At 72.9% G+C, this 14,109-nt stretch carries 15 protein-coding genes; 9 read left to right on the forward strand and 6 right to left on the reverse strand.

What is annotated here, in order from left to right; all coding sequences use genetic code 11:
• Positions 1–67: 67 nt before the first annotated feature.
• Complete coding sequence (locus ACFVFS_RS34020) at positions 68–190, reverse strand: hypothetical protein (RefSeq protein WP_380628739.1); 123 nt, start codon at positions 188–190, stop codon at positions 68–70.
• A 170-nt stretch (positions 191–360) separates the two neighbouring features.
• Here ACFVFS_RS34020 and ACFVFS_RS34025 point away from each other — a divergent pair, with 170 nt between their 5' ends.
• Positions 361–1,149, forward strand: coding sequence for a trypsin-like peptidase domain-containing protein (locus ACFVFS_RS34025; protein WP_380628740.1), 789 nt, complete (start codon positions 361–363; stop codon positions 1,147–1,149).
• 70 nt (positions 1,150–1,219) lie between these two features.
• On the opposite strand, the gene ACFVFS_RS34030 is transcribed toward ACFVFS_RS34025, so the two are convergent.
• Positions 1,220–2,014 carry a hypothetical protein gene (locus tag ACFVFS_RS34030; protein WP_380628741.1) on the reverse strand — a complete coding sequence of 265 codons (795 nt, stop codon included), beginning with the start codon at positions 2,012–2,014 and terminating at the stop codon, positions 1,220–1,222.
• A gap of 293 nt (positions 2,015–2,307) precedes the next feature.
• On the opposite strand from ACFVFS_RS34030, the gene ACFVFS_RS34035 reads away from it, so the two are divergent.
• From ACFVFS_RS34035 to ACFVFS_RS34050, 4 genes are all read left to right on the forward strand, one after another.
• Complete coding sequence (locus ACFVFS_RS34035; protein WP_380628742.1) at positions 2,308–3,585, forward strand: CHAT domain-containing protein; 1,278 nt, start codon at positions 2,308–2,310, stop codon at positions 3,583–3,585.
• Between the two features lie 82 nt (positions 3,586–3,667).
• The gene (locus ACFVFS_RS34040; RefSeq protein WP_380628743.1) at positions 3,668–3,976 is read left to right on the forward strand and encodes a hypothetical protein; all 309 of its coding nucleotides are present in this window, start codon (positions 3,668–3,670) and stop codon (positions 3,974–3,976) included.
• Positions 3,973–4,593: a hypothetical protein gene (locus ACFVFS_RS34045; RefSeq protein WP_380628744.1), complete on the forward strand. Its 621-nt coding sequence runs from the start codon at positions 3,973–3,975 to the stop codon at positions 4,591–4,593. The genes ACFVFS_RS34040 and ACFVFS_RS34045 overlap by 4 nt, the downstream gene beginning before the upstream one ends.
• Before the next feature lie 28 nt (positions 4,594–4,621).
• A complete protein-coding gene (locus ACFVFS_RS34050; protein ID WP_380628745.1) occupies positions 4,622–8,074 on the forward strand; it encodes a tetratricopeptide repeat protein in 3,453 nt (1,150 codons plus the stop codon).
• Positions 8,075–8,123: 49 nt separating this feature from the next.
• Here the strand turns inward: ACFVFS_RS34050 and ACFVFS_RS34055 are convergent, their stop codons facing one another.
• Together ACFVFS_RS34055 and ACFVFS_RS34060 are read right to left on the reverse strand one after the other, a co-directional pair.
• The gene (locus tag ACFVFS_RS34055; protein ID WP_380628746.1) at positions 8,124–8,285 is read right to left on the reverse strand and encodes a hypothetical protein; all 162 of its coding nucleotides are present in this window, start codon (positions 8,283–8,285) and stop codon (positions 8,124–8,126) included.
• 68 nt (positions 8,286–8,353) lie between these two features.
• Positions 8,354–8,704, reverse strand: a complete 351-nt coding sequence (locus ACFVFS_RS34060; protein WP_380628747.1) for a winged helix-turn-helix transcriptional regulator — start codon at positions 8,702–8,704, stop codon at positions 8,354–8,356.
• 64 nt (positions 8,705–8,768) lie between these two features.
• Between ACFVFS_RS34060 and ACFVFS_RS34065 the strand changes: the two genes are divergently transcribed.
• Both ACFVFS_RS34065 and ACFVFS_RS34070 read left to right on the forward strand, forming a co-directional pair.
• Positions 8,769–9,677 (forward strand): LLM class flavin-dependent oxidoreductase, encoded by a 909-nt coding sequence (locus ACFVFS_RS34065; protein WP_380628748.1) that lies wholly within the window; start codon positions 8,769–8,771, stop codon positions 9,675–9,677.
• On the forward strand, positions 9,674–10,993 hold the full coding sequence (locus tag ACFVFS_RS34070) for an FAD-binding oxidoreductase (RefSeq protein ID WP_380628749.1): 1,320 nt from the start codon (positions 9,674–9,676) through the stop codon (positions 10,991–10,993). The genes ACFVFS_RS34065 and ACFVFS_RS34070 overlap by 4 nt, the downstream gene beginning before the upstream one ends.
• 199 nt (positions 10,994–11,192) lie before the next feature.
• Here the strand turns inward: ACFVFS_RS34070 and ACFVFS_RS34075 are convergent, their stop codons facing one another.
• Positions 11,193–11,525 (reverse strand): hypothetical protein, encoded by a 333-nt coding sequence (locus ACFVFS_RS34075; protein WP_380628750.1) that lies wholly within the window; start codon positions 11,523–11,525, stop codon positions 11,193–11,195.
• 184 nt (positions 11,526–11,709) lie between these two features.
• Positions 11,710–12,702 carry a helix-turn-helix domain-containing protein gene (locus tag ACFVFS_RS34080; protein ID WP_380628751.1) on the reverse strand — a complete coding sequence of 331 codons (993 nt, stop codon included), beginning with the start codon at positions 12,700–12,702 and terminating at the stop codon, positions 11,710–11,712.
• A gap of 256 nt (positions 12,703–12,958) precedes the next feature.
• On the opposite strand from ACFVFS_RS34080, the gene ACFVFS_RS34085 reads away from it, so the two are divergent.
• Together ACFVFS_RS34085 and ACFVFS_RS34090 are read left to right on the forward strand one after the other, a co-directional pair.
• A complete protein-coding gene (locus ACFVFS_RS34085; protein ID WP_380628752.1) occupies positions 12,959–13,363 on the forward strand; it encodes a hypothetical protein in 405 nt (134 codons plus the stop codon).
• A gap of 124 nt (positions 13,364–13,487) precedes the next feature.
• Positions 13,488–14,033: an RNA polymerase sigma factor gene (locus tag ACFVFS_RS34090; RefSeq protein ID WP_380628753.1), complete on the forward strand. Its 546-nt coding sequence runs from the start codon at positions 13,488–13,490 to the stop codon at positions 14,031–14,033.
• Positions 14,034–14,109: the final 76 nt, after the last annotated feature.

Genomic DNA, 14,109 nt, shown 5'->3' on the forward strand with positions numbered 1-14,109 from the left:
ACCCGCGACATGTCTACCGAACCGCGCGCCGGGCCTCTCGGGACGCCGTGCCGACACCCGGCCAGGATCACCCGAAGCCGTGGATCGGGCGGGAGCGGGGTTGACGGCGCACGCGGGCGACCGGGCGTGAGGCGGTGCGGCCCGCCGTGGTGTTGGGCCGCAGCATCCTCGCGGCGATCGGCTGGGGCATCTCCGTCATCGTCAACCACCGCTGACCGCCCTCTCGCCGGGGACCCGGGTGAAATCGGCCTTTTCGGAAAGGAGTGATGGAAACTCAAAGAGTTTTCATCACGGGGGTGGTTGACTGAGGAGGTAACCCTCATCCGGTCAACTGCCCATCCCCGCAAAGGAAACGATCACATGATACGTCCGTTACGCGCCCTCGGCCTGGCCGTCCTCCTCACGGTGGTGTCCCTCACCGCGGCTCCGTCCGCAGGCGCCGTCCCCGCTCAGGCCCCCGCCGCGGTCGCGCGGTCGCTCACGCCCATCGGAGGCGGTACGGGGATCATCTTCCGGCTGAAGCCGACGCCCGAGGCCCCCACGGGCTGGTACCTGTGCACCCTCACCGCGGTCGGCCGCGATGCGGCGGGCAACCTGGTGGGCCTGACGAACGCGCACTGCTTCATCGACGAGCAGGGCAACAAGCTGGTCGGCGAGCAGGTCTACCGGGACACCTCGCCGGCGGGGACGGCCTTCGCCCCGGCCGACGTCAACGCCAGCCGGCCCGACCTGGAGACGGGGGCCCTCGGCACGGTGACGTACGTCAGCACGCCCAACAACCTGCTCAGCACCGGGCCCAAGGGCCTGGACTACGCGGTGATCAAGCTGGACGAGAGCCGGGTCGCCCCCACCGCGACCGTGGGCTCGGTGACCATCACCTCGATCGGGGCGCCGCCCGCCAACGGGACCCGGATGTGCAAGCAGGGCCACCGGACCGGCCTCACCTGCGGCATCAAGCTGGGCACCAACGGAATCTGGTTCACCCACCTGATCTTCACCAACTCCGGCGACTCCGGTTCCCCCGTCGTGGACGGCCAGACGCTGGTCGGCAACGCGTTCGGCGCCCAGCACAGTTCGCCGATCCTGAGCATCATCGACGAGATGAACGCCAACGGCGGAGTCGGCGCCGGCTTCCACCTCGCGACCTGAACCACCCCGGGCGCACCGGTCGGCCCCTGGCCTCGCGCCGGGGCAAGGACCGGGCCGGCTGTCACGGTGATCACGCGCCGTGTTCGATGACCGCTCCCGCGGCCGTCACCTCGTACACGGCGATGCCCAGCCGCGCGCGGACCTGCTCCGGCACGCGGAGGACGTGCGAGAGGCCTGACGTCGGGACGACGAGCGCGTACCGAACGCTCACTCCGGGTGCGGTCATCCGGCGCAGCAGTTGCCCGTAGGCGATGTCGGCGTCGATGCCTGGCCGGTTCGAGTGCCCTTTCGCTTCGGCGATGATGCGTTCGCCGTCCCGTTCCGCTTCGAGGTCGGTAGACGGGTCGGTCGGCGGCACGACGGCCCAGCCGGCAGCGGTGAGCCAGGTGCGGAAGGCACCGACGACCCGGTCCTCGTCACTGGGCCACGCGTCCAGAACGGGCGCGAGGAGCGCGCCGATCGCCACCAGGTCCGCATGCCGGTCCCGGCGGTGCAGGCGGCCCCGCGCGTCGGCATCGAGATCGGCCGGGCGGATGACCGCGAGGCGGAGTCCGTGCGCGGGAATCTCGGTGCCGCGGCGAGCGTCGTAGCGGGCCCGCTGCTCACCGCGATGAACGCCGCTGACGGTCAGCCGGTCCGGCTTGTCGAAGAACGGGACCGCTTCATCGTGCTGGCGCTCCCGGTACTCCACCACGAGCTTGCGCCGGGGCCAGTAGCCGTCGACGGGCAGCTTGACGCGGCGCCCGTCAGCGCCGGGGTCGCCGCGCAGCCAGTCGAAGCGATGCTGCCGCTGAGCGCCCTCACCGAGATACTCGTCGCAGAGGTCGAGGACGTAGGCCTCGTCACTTCCGGATCTCCCACCCATGACACGGCATCCTGCCAGGAACCCCCGGCAGGTCGCCGCCCCACCGGCAGCCCGCGCAGGACGAGTGGGCCGGGAGCGCCTACCGGGCCGTGACCGACCGCGCCGCCGGACCGCTGCCGGGTCGGCCCGGGGGTACGGGAGGACCGGTCCGGCGGACGAGGCGTCCGCGTGAGGTGGCTGTCCGTGTTGCGCCGATCCGCCCCGGGCGGGCCGCGGCACCCGGTACAGTCGATGAGGAGTCAGTCGAGTCGGCGTGCACGAGTGGGGGCATCGTGGTCGACAGGGACCGTCGGATGTCCCGTGAGCGGAGGCTCGCGCTGGGCTGGGAGTGGGACAACCTGCTGGCTCGCGTGCGCAAGCTGGACGGCTTCGGTGACTTCCTGCGCCCGCCGCGCCTGGCGAGCCTGCTGCCGGCCGCGGCCGGCGGGCCGGTCGCGATGGTCAACGTCAGCCGGTGGCGGTGCGACGCCTTCCTGGTCACCGTGGACGGTGTCGAACCGGTGCCGCTGCCCGGCCTCCGCGCGGAAGACGTCGTGGCCCGGGCGAACGCCTTCCTGGACTCGATCGGAGCGGCCCAACTGGCCGGGGACCACTACCGGCGCGTCAGGTACCGCTTCACTTCGGGCGACCGGACGGCCGCCTCGTTCCAGGAGCACCATCGGGCGCGGTCCGCGGCGGCGGCCGCCCGCGCGGCGATGGAGGCGACCCTGGACGCCACGATGCGCTGGCTCTGGGACGTGCTGGCCGAGCCGGTCCTGCGAGCCCTGCCGCGGTCGGCGCCGCCGGACGGGGACGGGCGGCAACCGCGCCTGTGGTGGTGTCCGACCGGCCCGCTGACCGTCCTTCCGCTGCACGCGGCGGGCCACCACGAAGCCCCCGGCGGGGCCGTCCTCGATCACGTGGTCTCCTCGTACACCCCGACGTTGCAGGCGCTGCTGCGGCCCGGCGCGGACGCTCTGGCGGCCACGGATCCCGGCGCCGAGGACCGCATGCTCATCGTCGCCGTGTCCGAATCGGACGGTCAGGTCCTGCCTTCGGCCGCCGGGGAGGCCGAAAGGCTGCGCGCGCTCTTTCCCGGGTCGCGCAGCACGCTGTTGGCGGACGGCGACGCCACCCCCGAGCGGGTGCTGCACGAATTGACGCGCCACAGGTCGGTGCACTTCAGCTGCCACGGTGAACAGGACTTCGCCGCCCCCTCCCGAGGCGGGCTGCTGGTGAACGGCGGCCGGGTGACGGTGGCGGACATCGCGTCCCGGGTCCACGACGGGGTGTTCGCCTTCCTGCCCGCCTGCAAGACGGCCACCGGGGGAACCGCGCTGGCCGACGAAATGATCTCGCTCGCAAGCGCGTTGCGGTACCAGGGATACCGCCACGTCCTCGCGACGCTGTGGTCGGTGTACGACTCCGCCGCGGTCCGCGTGGTCGACGACGTGTACGCCGAACTGACCGGCACCGGGGAGTTCGTCCCCGATCGTGCCGCGTACGCCCTGCACCAGGCGGTGCTGCGGCTGCGCGCGGAGCCCGGAGCCCGGCCGAGCACATGGGCTCCCTTCATCCACGTCGGCGCATGACCGGGGACCGCCGATGGCGACACGAGGAGGACTTCGGATGGGCGAGAACGGGGCCGGTCGAGATCCACTGCCCTATCGGACGGTGACGGAGCCCGCGTACGCCGAGGAGGCGGCACGGACCTTCACCGTCGAGGAGTACCCGGAAGGCCTCCTGCTCCGGGGCCCGTGCCCGCGCTGCGGGACGCACATCCAGATCGAGCTCTTCGAGGCGGTGTTCTCCCGAGGGCCGACGCCCGGCGGTTCGCCGACCGGTACGCATGCCGACGGGCCTGAGGCCGGTTCGGTCGAGCCGGTCATCTGCACCTGCGAGGAACCGCATCCGGGCCGCCCGGCCGACGACATCGGGTGCGGCGCGTTCTGGGTGTTCCTCATAGGGCCGGAGCAGCCGTGACGCGATTGCGTCCCGGCGATCCGGCCACACCGGTGGACCCGCGGCTCATCCAGGACCGTCAGCGCCAGCTGCGCGGCGAGCTGCCCAGGGTGCGGGCGGCCGCCACGGCATGGCGCAACGGCTTGGCCGCGCTGCTCACCGCCCTGGTGGGGTTCGGGCTGATCAAGGGCCGCTCGGACATCGGGCAGTTGAGCGGTGCCTGCGCGGCGGTCGTCGGTGGTCTGCTGCTGTCCGCTCTGCTGGCCGGAGCGGCCGGTGCCCTCCTGCTGCTGCGCGCCGCGCACGGACGCCCGGCGATGACACCGGTACGAACGATGCCGCCGGGCCCCGTCGCCGAGCGGCGGGAGGCCGAGCAGTCGACTCGGGCCCTGCGGAAGGGCATCGTGCTCACACTCGCCTGCGCGGGGCTGCTGGTCGCCGCGGTGGGCACCACGTGGTACGGCCCGGCCCGCAGCACTCCGAGGCTCACCGTGATCACCCCCGGTCTGACCGTGTGCGGGGCGGTCACACGGGTCGGGGACGGCTCGATGCTCCTGACCACCGCCGCCGGCCAGGTCAGCGTGGAACTCGCGCAGATCCGGGCGATGCAGGTGGTCCAGCAATGCTCCGGGAACTGATCGCCCGGCTTCACGGGAGGGGTCTCACATGCCGCTGCAAGGCCGCGACGAGCTGCTCGACTCTCTGACGCACCGGTTGCGGAGCTTCGTCGAGGACGGCGACGACACGGGCATCCTGGCACCGGAATCCGTTGCCGAAGCCCAGCTGCTCTGGCAGTTGTCGATGGAGCAGGCGCGGACGATCGGCCAGGAGGAGCGCCTGGCGGTCGTCCGGCTGGTGGCGGAGCTGCTCTGGCGGCGGGGAAGGCTGCTCAACGACTCGGCGGAGATCCAGCAGGGGTTGGAGCTCTTCGTGTTCCTGTACCGGAGGCGCCGGGACCGGGTACCGCCGGACGTCCGGACGATCATCGTGCACGGCGTCGAAGCGACGGCCAGCTGGTACCTCGACATCGCCTCCGACCTGGTCGACCAGCCCGGCGCCGCCGCCCTCGCCGAGACCGAAGAGCTGCTGGGCAAGGCGCTTGCGGCCGCCGGGGAGGATGCGGAGCTGCGCGGTCGCGCCCTCACGCTCCTGGCCATTGCCCTGAGGCTCCGGTTCCACGGGAGCGGCGACCGCCTGCTCCTCGACGAAGCGATCGACGCCGCCCGCGCCGCCACAGCGGCGTTTCCGGACAGTTCATCGAACAGGGTCCTGGTCGAGGGGAATCTGACCGGCCTGCTGAATGACCGTTTCCACTCTTCGAAGGACCCCTCCGACCTGGACGAGGCGATCGCGGTGAGCCGGCGGGCCGCTGCGGGCCCGGAGACCGACCCGAAGACCCGTGCCGGTGTGCTGGCCAACTCGGCGGCGTCTCTCCACACGCGGTACCGGCACCGGCGCGATGCGGTGGACCTGGCCGAGGCGATCGAACTCGGCCGGTCGGCGGTGGAGGTGGCGCCGGACCATCCCGAGGTCGGCGGCCACCTGTCCAATCTCGGCGCCATGCTGTACGACCGATGGAAGCTCGCCGGCAACCGGGACGACCTCGACGAAGCGATCGATGTCCACCGGGCCGCGGTGGAGGCAACCCCCGACCATCACGTCGAGTGGTTCAAGTACCGCGCCCTTGCCGCCGAAGCGCTGATGACCCGTGCCTGGCGCTCCGCGTCGCTCACCGACTTGAAGGCCGGCCTGGGCTACGCGACCTCGGCCGCCGACCGCATTCCGCCGAACCATCCGGACCACCGCGCGGTCCTCGGCACCCGAGCGGCAGTCCTGGCCGCGGCCGAACAACTCGGCCGGGTCTTCGGCGCGCAGGCCGCAAGCCCGACGGTCGCTCTGGCCGAGCGAGCCCTGGAATGGGGATTGAAGTCCCCTGACGCCGCGGCGCTCGCAACCGCGGTGCTCCTGCTCCGCGAGGTCCTCGACGCGCTGCCCGAAGGGCACCCTGTGACACCCCGCCACCAGGAGTCCCTGGCCCTCGCGCTGATCAGCCAGTCCCGCCGAACCGGGTCCGGCGAGTCGCTGGGAGAAGCCATCGCCTGTGCCAGATCCTCCCTCCGGGAGACACCGCGTGACCACCGGAACCGTGGCAGCCGCCTGAACATCCTGGCCAGCGGATTGCTGCGCCGCTACGAGACCCTCGGTGACACCGCCGCTCTGGAGGAGGCGGTCACGACCGCACGGCGGGCACTTGCCGAGGAAGCCGACCCCGAACGGCGTCCCATGCTGCTGTCCAACCTGGGACTGATGCTCGGCAAGCTGTTCGATGTGCACGGCCACGAGGCCGACCTCCAGGAGGCGATCCGCTCCGGACGCCTGGCCGTGGCCGCGACCACCCCGGACGACCCGGGGAAGGCCACCCGGCTGGGCAATCTGGCCCATTCACTCCTCCTGCGCTACGGGCGCGCCGCAACCGGGCACACCACCGCGACCCTTGACGATCTGTCGGAGGCCATCTCGGTCGGCGAGGCCGCGGTAGCGGCCTTGACCGACCACGAGCCGTTCCGGGGGCAGATCCTCGACCTGCTGGGCAGCGCTCTCCGGATGCGGTTCGAACGTGCCGGCCGGGCCGATGACTTGGATGCCTCGATCGACCGCCATCGCGCCGCGTTGTCGGCCACGCTGCCCGGGCACCCGGGCCACTCCTGGCGCGCACGAAACCTGGCGTTGTCGCTCGGCCGACGGTTCGAGCTGACCACGGATCCCGCGGACATCGCCGCGGCCGTCGAACACGGATGCGTTGCGGTGGAACGCAGTGACAGGGAGGACGACCGGGCCGCTGCGCTCGATCTGCTCAGCCGACTGCTCGGAGCGGAGCATCGCCACGGCGCCGATGACGAGGACGTCCCCGCGGCCCGCAGTGGTCTGACCCTTCGGGCTGCTCACCTCCTGGTCAAGCACGGACATTCCGGCTTCTCGACCGAGTTGAGTCTGACGGACGTGGCAGTCGCAGCCGCCATGGCACTCTTCGAGGAACATGAGATGAGCGGGCGGACCGAGGTCCTGAACGAGGCCGTGGACCTCCTACGGGGCGCCTTGCGGGCCGCCCCTGCCGACGATCCCGGGCTGGCGGAATGCCGGTCGATGCTGTGCGCCGTCCTGCTCACCCGATTCGAAACCACAGGGGATACGGCCGAGCTCGACGAAGCGGTCGGGTTGGTGGCCGCCGAGGACACCGACTCGCGTCGGCTCAACCGCCGGGCGATCGCTCTCGCCCGCCGGTATCACGCCAGGGGGAACCCGGCCGATCTGGACGAGGCGATCGACACCCTCAGAGCGGCGCACTCCCGCCGCCCCGAGGATTCGCGGGATCCGTCCACTCTCTTGACGCACCTGGGCAGCTTCCTCCGGGAACGCTACGAGGCGCAAGGCTCCGAGGCCGACCTGGCAGAGGCGGTGATTCACTGCCGCGCTGCCGTCGCCCGTGAGCCCGACAGCCCCGTCATGCTGTCCAATCTTGCCGGGGCATTGCGCCGCCAGGCCGAACTGAACGGCGACGGCCTCCTCCTCGGCGAGGCGGTTGCGCTGCTGACGAGCGCCGTTGACCTGATGGACCGCCCGTCGGTACGTCGCAACCTGGGCAACGCCCTTCTCGTTCGGCACGCCCGCACAAGGGTTCCGGCTGACCTGGCCCATGCGATCGACCACTTCAGGACGGCGGCCGGCCAGCCCATCGGTTCCCCGACCACCCGCCTGTACGCGGCGAGGGACTGGGGCAATGCCGCAGCGGGTGCGGGCCGGATGGAGTCGGCGGCGCAGGGCTACGAGACGGCGGTGCGGCTACTGCCGACCGCGGTGTGGCGCGGGATGTCCCGGGCCGCGCAGGAGAAGATCCTCGCCGACCTCGGCTGGTTGGCCGCTGACGCAGCAGCCGTACAGGTCTGGGCCCAGCACCCCGAGACCGCGGTCGAACTACTCGAACACGGCCGTGCGGTGCTCTGGTCGCAGGCCGTCCAGAGCCGATCGAGCCTGGCGGAACTGCGGGAGGTCGCCCCCGAGCTTGCCGCCCGGCTCAACGAGATCCGGTACGCGCTGGAGACCGACGGCTTCCTCGACTGACGGATCACACGGGTGGAGTGGTACACGAGGTTCGACCGGTGCGTGCACGTCATCGCCGGGTCACGTGGAGGACCGCGGTGACAGCCGGTTCGTTGTCGCCCCAGCCGATCCGCAGAAGGACGTCCTCCTCCGTCTCGCTCGCCGGAACGGAGGGAAGGACGAGTGCGGTGTGCGCGGGCTCGGCGAACAGGATGTACGTCTTCGACCTCAACCAGCGCGTTGGTGTCGGTGCCCGGCCGACGTCAACGCCAGCCGGCCCGGGCGTCGCGGCGCCGGGGGTCACGCCGCCGGGGCCCGCCCGGATCCCCGGGTGCGCCCGCCGCGCCGCATGATCCACTCCGTCAACGGCTGCAGGGCGTCCACCAGCTCCTGGCCGTCCGGGGCCAGCCGGTAGCGGATCTGCACCGGCGTGGTGGGGATGACGGTGCGTTCGATGAGGCCCGCCGCTTCGAGTTCCTTCAGGCGCTGGGACAGCAGCCGGTCGGAGACGCCGATGATCAGCGCGCGGTACTCGCTGAAGCGGCGGGCGCCCTGGGCGGCGGCCTGAAGGACCGAGCCGGTCCAGCGGCGCCCGACCAGTTCGAGGGTTCCCTCGAAGCTCGGGCAGGTGTCGTCATAGATGGAATCCACTTACCAAAGATTAGCAACTCACCCGTCATTTCGGCTTCGTGGCGATCCGGAGGACCGTAGACCCATGACCGACTACCAACGCCCGCCCTCCTTCGGGGTGAGTCTCGAACCCGCCGCCGCGAGCTGGCCACAGACCCGGCTCCTGGCCCGCAGGGCGCAGGACGCGGGCCTCGACTACCTCGCCGTCCAGGACCACCCGTACCAGCCCGGCCACCTGGACGCCTGGACGCTGATCTCCCACCTGTCCGCCCTCACCGACCGGATCTCCTTCCTCACCGACGTCGCCGACCTCCAGCTGCGGCCGCCGGCGATGCTCGCCAAGGCCGCCGCCTCGCTGGGCGTGCTCACCGGCGGGCGGCTCCACCTCGGTGTCGGCGGCGGCGGGATCCCCGACGCCATCGCCTCGATGGGAGGCCCCGCGCGGCGCGGCCGGGACATGGTGGCGTACACCGAGGAGTCGCTCGGGCTGCTGCGCACCGCCCTGGCCGGCGGCGCCGTGAAGCTCGACAGCCCCTACCACGCGATCGGCGGCTACCAGGCCGGGCCGGTGCCCCCGCAGCCCGTCGGCCTCTGGCTCGGCGCCCAGGGACCGGAGATGCTCGCCCTGGTCGGCCGGGCCGCCGACGGCTGGTTCGGGCCGCTGAACCTCTACCTCCCGCCGCAGGACGTGCCGTCCCGGCAGCGGATCATCGACGAGGCGGCCGTGGCGGCGGGCCGCGACCCGCGGACGCTGCGGCGCGTCTACAACGTGAGCGGGGCGATCGGCCCGCTCGGCGCGCACCGGACCGGACGCGGACTCGCGGGTGACGTTCGGCAGTGGGTGGACACCCTCACCGAGTGGACCGTCGAACTCGGCTTCGACACCTACGTGTTCTGGCCGGTCGCCGAACCCGATCGCCAGCTCGCGCTCTTCGCCGACGAGGTCGTGCCCGCCGTGCGCGAGCGCGTCGACGCCGAGAGGAGCGGGCGGTGAAGAACGCCCTGGGGACGCTTCCGGAGGCCCTGGCCGGGAAGGTCGTCACCCCCGAGGACCCGCACTACCCACTCCTGCGGTCCACCTACACCACCGTCGGCCGCCCGGCCGCCGTCGTCAGGCCGCAGTCCGCGGGCGACGTCGCCGCCGCGCTGCGGTTCGCGCGCGAGACGGGGCTCCGGGTGGCGGTCCGCAGCGGCGGCCACGGCCTGTCCGGCAGCGGCACCAACGACGGAGGGCTCGTCATCGACCTGGGCGCGCTGCGGCGGATCGAGGTCCTCGACCGATCCTCCCGGCTGGTCCGGGTCGAGGCCGGGGCCCGCTGGGCCCGGGTCACCCAGGCGCTCGCCCCGCACGGGCTCGTCATCAGCTCGGGCGACCACGGCAACGTCGGTGTCGGGGGCATCGCCACCGGGGGAGGGGTCGGCTGGCTCGTCCGCCAGTACGGGCTCACCATCGACCACGTCCGCGCCGTCGAGGTCGTCCTGCCCGACGGCACGTTCGTCCGCGCCGACGCCGCGAACGAGCCCGAGCTGCTGTGGGTGATGCGCGGGGCCGGCGCGGGAGCCGGGATCGCGGTGGCTTTCGAGATCGAGGCCACGGAGCTTCGTGACATCGGCTACGTGCAGCTGGCCGCGGCGGTGGACCCGGCCGGGGAGACGCTGCGGCGCTGGGCCGAGGTCATGGGGCGGGCTCCGCGCGAGCTCTCGACGGTGCTGACGCTGACCTCGGGGGGCACCGGCACCGCGGCGTTCATCACCGCCGTGGTCGCCTCGGACAGCCCGGCCGTCATCCGCGAGGCCGTCGAACCCCTGCTCGGCATCGGCGACGTGACGGCCCAGGAAGCCCACCTGGCCCCCTACGCGGCGCTGCTCCCCACCCAGCACCTGCACGCCAACACCGGGCAGAATCCGTCCGTGACGACCAACGGACTGCGCACCGGGATGACACCGGACGCGGCCCGCGCCGTGGTCGCGGCCGCGTCGGGCCCCCGTCCGATCGTGGTCCAGCTGCGGTCGCTCGGCGGCGCGGTCCACGATCCGGATCCTTCGGGAACCGCCTTCGCCCACCGCCACCAGGACACCCTCGTGATCGGCACGGCCTTCCCCCCGGACGCCCCCGGGGCACTCACCGCCGCCTGGGCCCGCGTCGCCCCGCACGTCGACGGCGCCTACGTGAACTTCGAGAGCTTTCCCGACGAGGCCACCTTCGCCCGCACCTACCCCGGAGCGACCGGGACCCGTGTCGCCGACCTCTGGAAGCACTACGACCCCGACGGCATCCTGCGGCCCGCGCCCCGAACACCGAAGGGATAGCAACGAGCCGCCCCTTCCCTGTCCCCGGCAGGTGCGACCCGCGCCGGACGCGGGAGGGGCGGCCTCCACGTCCGCCGCGGGCGGACAGGTGCGGTTCCTCCTCGGGCACGGAGACCCGCCCGTCGAGGGCCGGGGCCACTTCCCGCGGCGCGGGGCCGGGCACCGGACGAGAATCGTGCCCGGCCGCGCGCCGGTCGGGTCAGCGGATGCACATCACCGTGGAGGTCGCGGTCCACCAGCCCATGGACTGCCGCAGGTCGGAGCCGTAGCGGTAGCACTGGCTGCGCTGCCAGCCGGCGATCTGGGCGAACGAGAGGGCCACGTTGGTGGCGCTCGTGATGGCCGAGTCCATCGAGCCGCCGGTGCCGCTGCCGGTGAAGGTCGCCGACTCGGTCGCGGTGACCGACCGGCTCGGGCCGCTCGCGCCCCCGGCCGAGACGGCCTGGGCGGAGCCGACCCCGCCGAGGAGGCCGGCCGAGACGGCGAGAGCGGCGGCGGCGACGCGAAGACGGAGGGTGGTCGGACGGTTCACGGGAACTCCTCGATGCTGGTGCGATCGGTGTGCCGGGTCGGCGCCTACAGGCTCGTCGCGCGGGCCGCGCCCGGCCAAGGCCCTTCGGCCTCCATCGAATGCGGACCTGCCCCCGCCCCCGTCCCCGTCCCCGGCGGTGCGGGGCGTCCGGCCGGCCGGGCGCCCCGCGGTGACCCACCGGTCGTCAGCCCGCGGCGAACTCCTTCTGGTAGCGCAGCACCGCGGTGACGTGCTCCTCGGTGCCCGACGGGGGGCCGCCGGCCTGGATGACGGCCTTGTCGCTGGTGCGGTAGGCGGCGGCGATGAGGCCCGGCAGGTTGCTGTGCAGGCCGCTCTGCTTGATCCGCTGGTCGAGCCAGCAGGTGAACAGGCCCATCGTGGCGATCGCGTCCGCGGGGTCCATGTAGTCCTTGAGCCCGTCACCGTCGCCGTCCACCGCCCAGGCGTTGAACACGGACGGGGTCCACCGGGCGATCCCGTACTCGTCGGCCTTCGGGTCGCGCAGGTCCGCGTGGAAGTCGCTCTCCGCCTTCAGCATCGCGGCGAGCAGTGACGGAGTGACCTCGGCCTCGGTGCACCGCCTGGCGGCGAGCTCGATGACGCCCCGGTACGTCTCGGGTACCGCGGCCTCGGCCCGCAGCGCTCCGGGCACGGACGGGGGCGTGGGTGCGGCGGTCACGGCAGCGGGGGGCGCACCCGCCGGCGTGCTCGCCGCGGGCGGGACCCGCCCGGCGGCGGGGCGCTCGTCGCCGTGGACGGCCGCCGCGATCCCCGCCGCTGCCGTCGCCAGGACCCCGACCGAGGCCAGCGCCAGTGCCAACCGCCGCCGTCGAGGCCGGCCGGAGGGGGCGGCCGCGTCGGCGGGGTCCGGAACGTCCGGAACGGCGGCGGCCTCACCGGTCGCCCGGTTCGACCGGTCGCGCGCCGCCTCCCACAGCGGCCGCAACTCGGCCGGGTCCTCACCCGCTTCACGGCAGAGCGCCTCGATCGCGGCCCACGGCGGCAGCCCCCGGCCCGCGAGGTAGCGCGACCACGACGAGTCGCTCACCAACGTGACCCGTTCGAGCTCCTTGAGGCTCTTGGGCGTCAGCGACCGCAGCGCGCGAAGTCGCTCCGCCAGTTCGTCCGATCCGCCACTGGTACCGCTGTCGTCCTGAAACGCCGACGAACCACTCATCTCAAACTTCCCCCGGAGGTCTACACCACGGCACCTCCGAGTCTCCCATATCCCTTTCTCATCCCAGGAGTTGACGTCCCAGCAGGTCGCGGGGGCCGCCGTCCCCCGGGACGTCCCGTTCTGCCGGAGACGCTTGCCGGGTCGTCGGCCGGGTTGTTCAGCTTGAGTTCGTCGCCGTCCGGTTCTTCGAATCGGTCCCCGCTCCTTCGTGCGCGGCGGCTTCCCGGCGGCAATCCCCTTTGAGAGGACTCTCGTCATGCGTCCTGTTCTTCGCGGCTCCGCCGCCCGGCTGGCCACCGTTCTCGGGGTCGCGCTGGCGGCCTGCGGGCTGTTCGCGGCCCCGGCCTCCGCGGCCGACCTCCACACCCCGTGCCGTGACTTCTGGGGCGGGCGGATCTGCACCACGGTGACCGCCATCGACCCGGGCTCCTACCTCGCCGTGCACCTCGCACCGGACTACGCCCACGGAGTCGTGGACGGCGTGCAGCTCCACAACGGCGACGAGGTGCCGCTGTACTGCTGGACGACCGGGGCCTCCGACGCGGACGGGCACGGGGACTACTACTGGTTCCAGATCGGGGAGTCCGCCGTCTTCGTGAACGACTACTACCTCAACACCGGGGGCTACGCCGACTGGTCGCCCTACATCAGCCACTGCTGACGGGCCGGTCCGTCCTTCGCGCCGTGATCCGTCCTGCGGCCCCCTGTGCCGGCCGGCCCGGGCCGGCACAGGGGGCCCGCGTCACCCGATCCGCGACACCGCCTGCACCCGGGGGAAACGTCCGATGAGCATCACCGAGCCCTGTGACACCGCCGTCGGCCGCCCGCTCGGCGGCATGGAACCGGCCGAGTTCGACGCCCTCTTCACCGAGGCCATGCCCCGGTTGCGCCGACGGCTGCTGGCCCTGACCGGAAATCCGCACGACGCGGACGACCTGCTCCAGGACACCTACGTGCGGCTCTCCCCCCGCGCGAGGGGGCGGGCCCTCGCCTCCCAGCGGCATCCGTTCGCCTACGCCTCGGCGACCGCGCTCAACCTGCTGCGGGACTCCTGGCGGCGCCCGTCCCGCCGGGAGACGGCCACCGCCAGGCTGCCGGAGCCGGGCTGGGACGGAGGGATGGAGCGCTGCGAGGCCAGGTGCGCGGCACTGGAGCTGCTCGCCCTGCTGTCGCCGAAGGAGGCCGCCGCCGTGATCCTGGTGGACCTGGAGGGGCTCAGCCACGATGCGGCGGGGGAGCGGCTGGGCGCGCACCGGGGGACCGTCCAGCGCAACCGGATGCGCGGCCTCGCCAGGATGCGGGCCGCGCTGGCCGACACCCGGGCCCGCTGACGGGCCGTGCGCGGTGCGGGGGCGGGGCCCGGTGCCCCGCCTCCGCACCGCGTTCGCCGCGCCCTGCGCTGCGGCG

The organism is Kitasatospora sp. NPDC057692, assembly GCF_042799475.1.
Lineage (GTDB): Bacteria > Actinomycetota > Actinomycetes > Streptomycetales > Streptomycetaceae > Kitasatospora.

What these genes read in the sequence shown, in the direction of transcription:
- ACFVFS_RS34020 (WP_380628739.1), bottom strand. Translation starts at nt 190, where the DNA reads ATGCCCCAGCCGATCGCCGCGAGGATGCTGCGGCCCAACACCACGGCG.
- ACFVFS_RS34025 (WP_380628740.1), top strand. Translation starts at nt 361, where the DNA reads ATGATACGTCCGTTACGCGCCCTCGGCCTGGCCGTCCTCCTCACGGTG.
- ACFVFS_RS34030 (WP_380628741.1), bottom strand. Translation starts at nt 2,014, where the DNA reads ATGGGTGGGAGATCCGGAAGTGACGAGGCCTACGTCCTCGACCTCTGC.
- ACFVFS_RS34035 (WP_380628742.1), top strand. Translation starts at nt 2,308, where the DNA reads ATGTCCCGTGAGCGGAGGCTCGCGCTGGGCTGGGAGTGGGACAACCTG.
- ACFVFS_RS34050 (WP_380628745.1), top strand. Translation starts at nt 4,622, where the DNA reads ATGCCGCTGCAAGGCCGCGACGAGCTGCTCGACTCTCTGACGCACCGG.
- ACFVFS_RS34065 (WP_380628748.1), top strand. Translation starts at nt 8,769, where the DNA reads ATGACCGACTACCAACGCCCGCCCTCCTTCGGGGTGAGTCTCGAACCC.
- ACFVFS_RS34080 (WP_380628751.1), bottom strand. Translation starts at nt 12,702, where the DNA reads ATGAGTGGTTCGTCGGCGTTTCAGGACGACAGCGGTACCAGTGGCGGA.
- ACFVFS_RS34085 (WP_380628752.1), top strand. Translation starts at nt 12,959, where the DNA reads ATGCGTCCTGTTCTTCGCGGCTCCGCCGCCCGGCTGGCCACCGTTCTC.
- ACFVFS_RS34090 (WP_380628753.1), top strand. Translation starts at nt 13,488, where the DNA reads ATGAGCATCACCGAGCCCTGTGACACCGCCGTCGGCCGCCCGCTCGGC.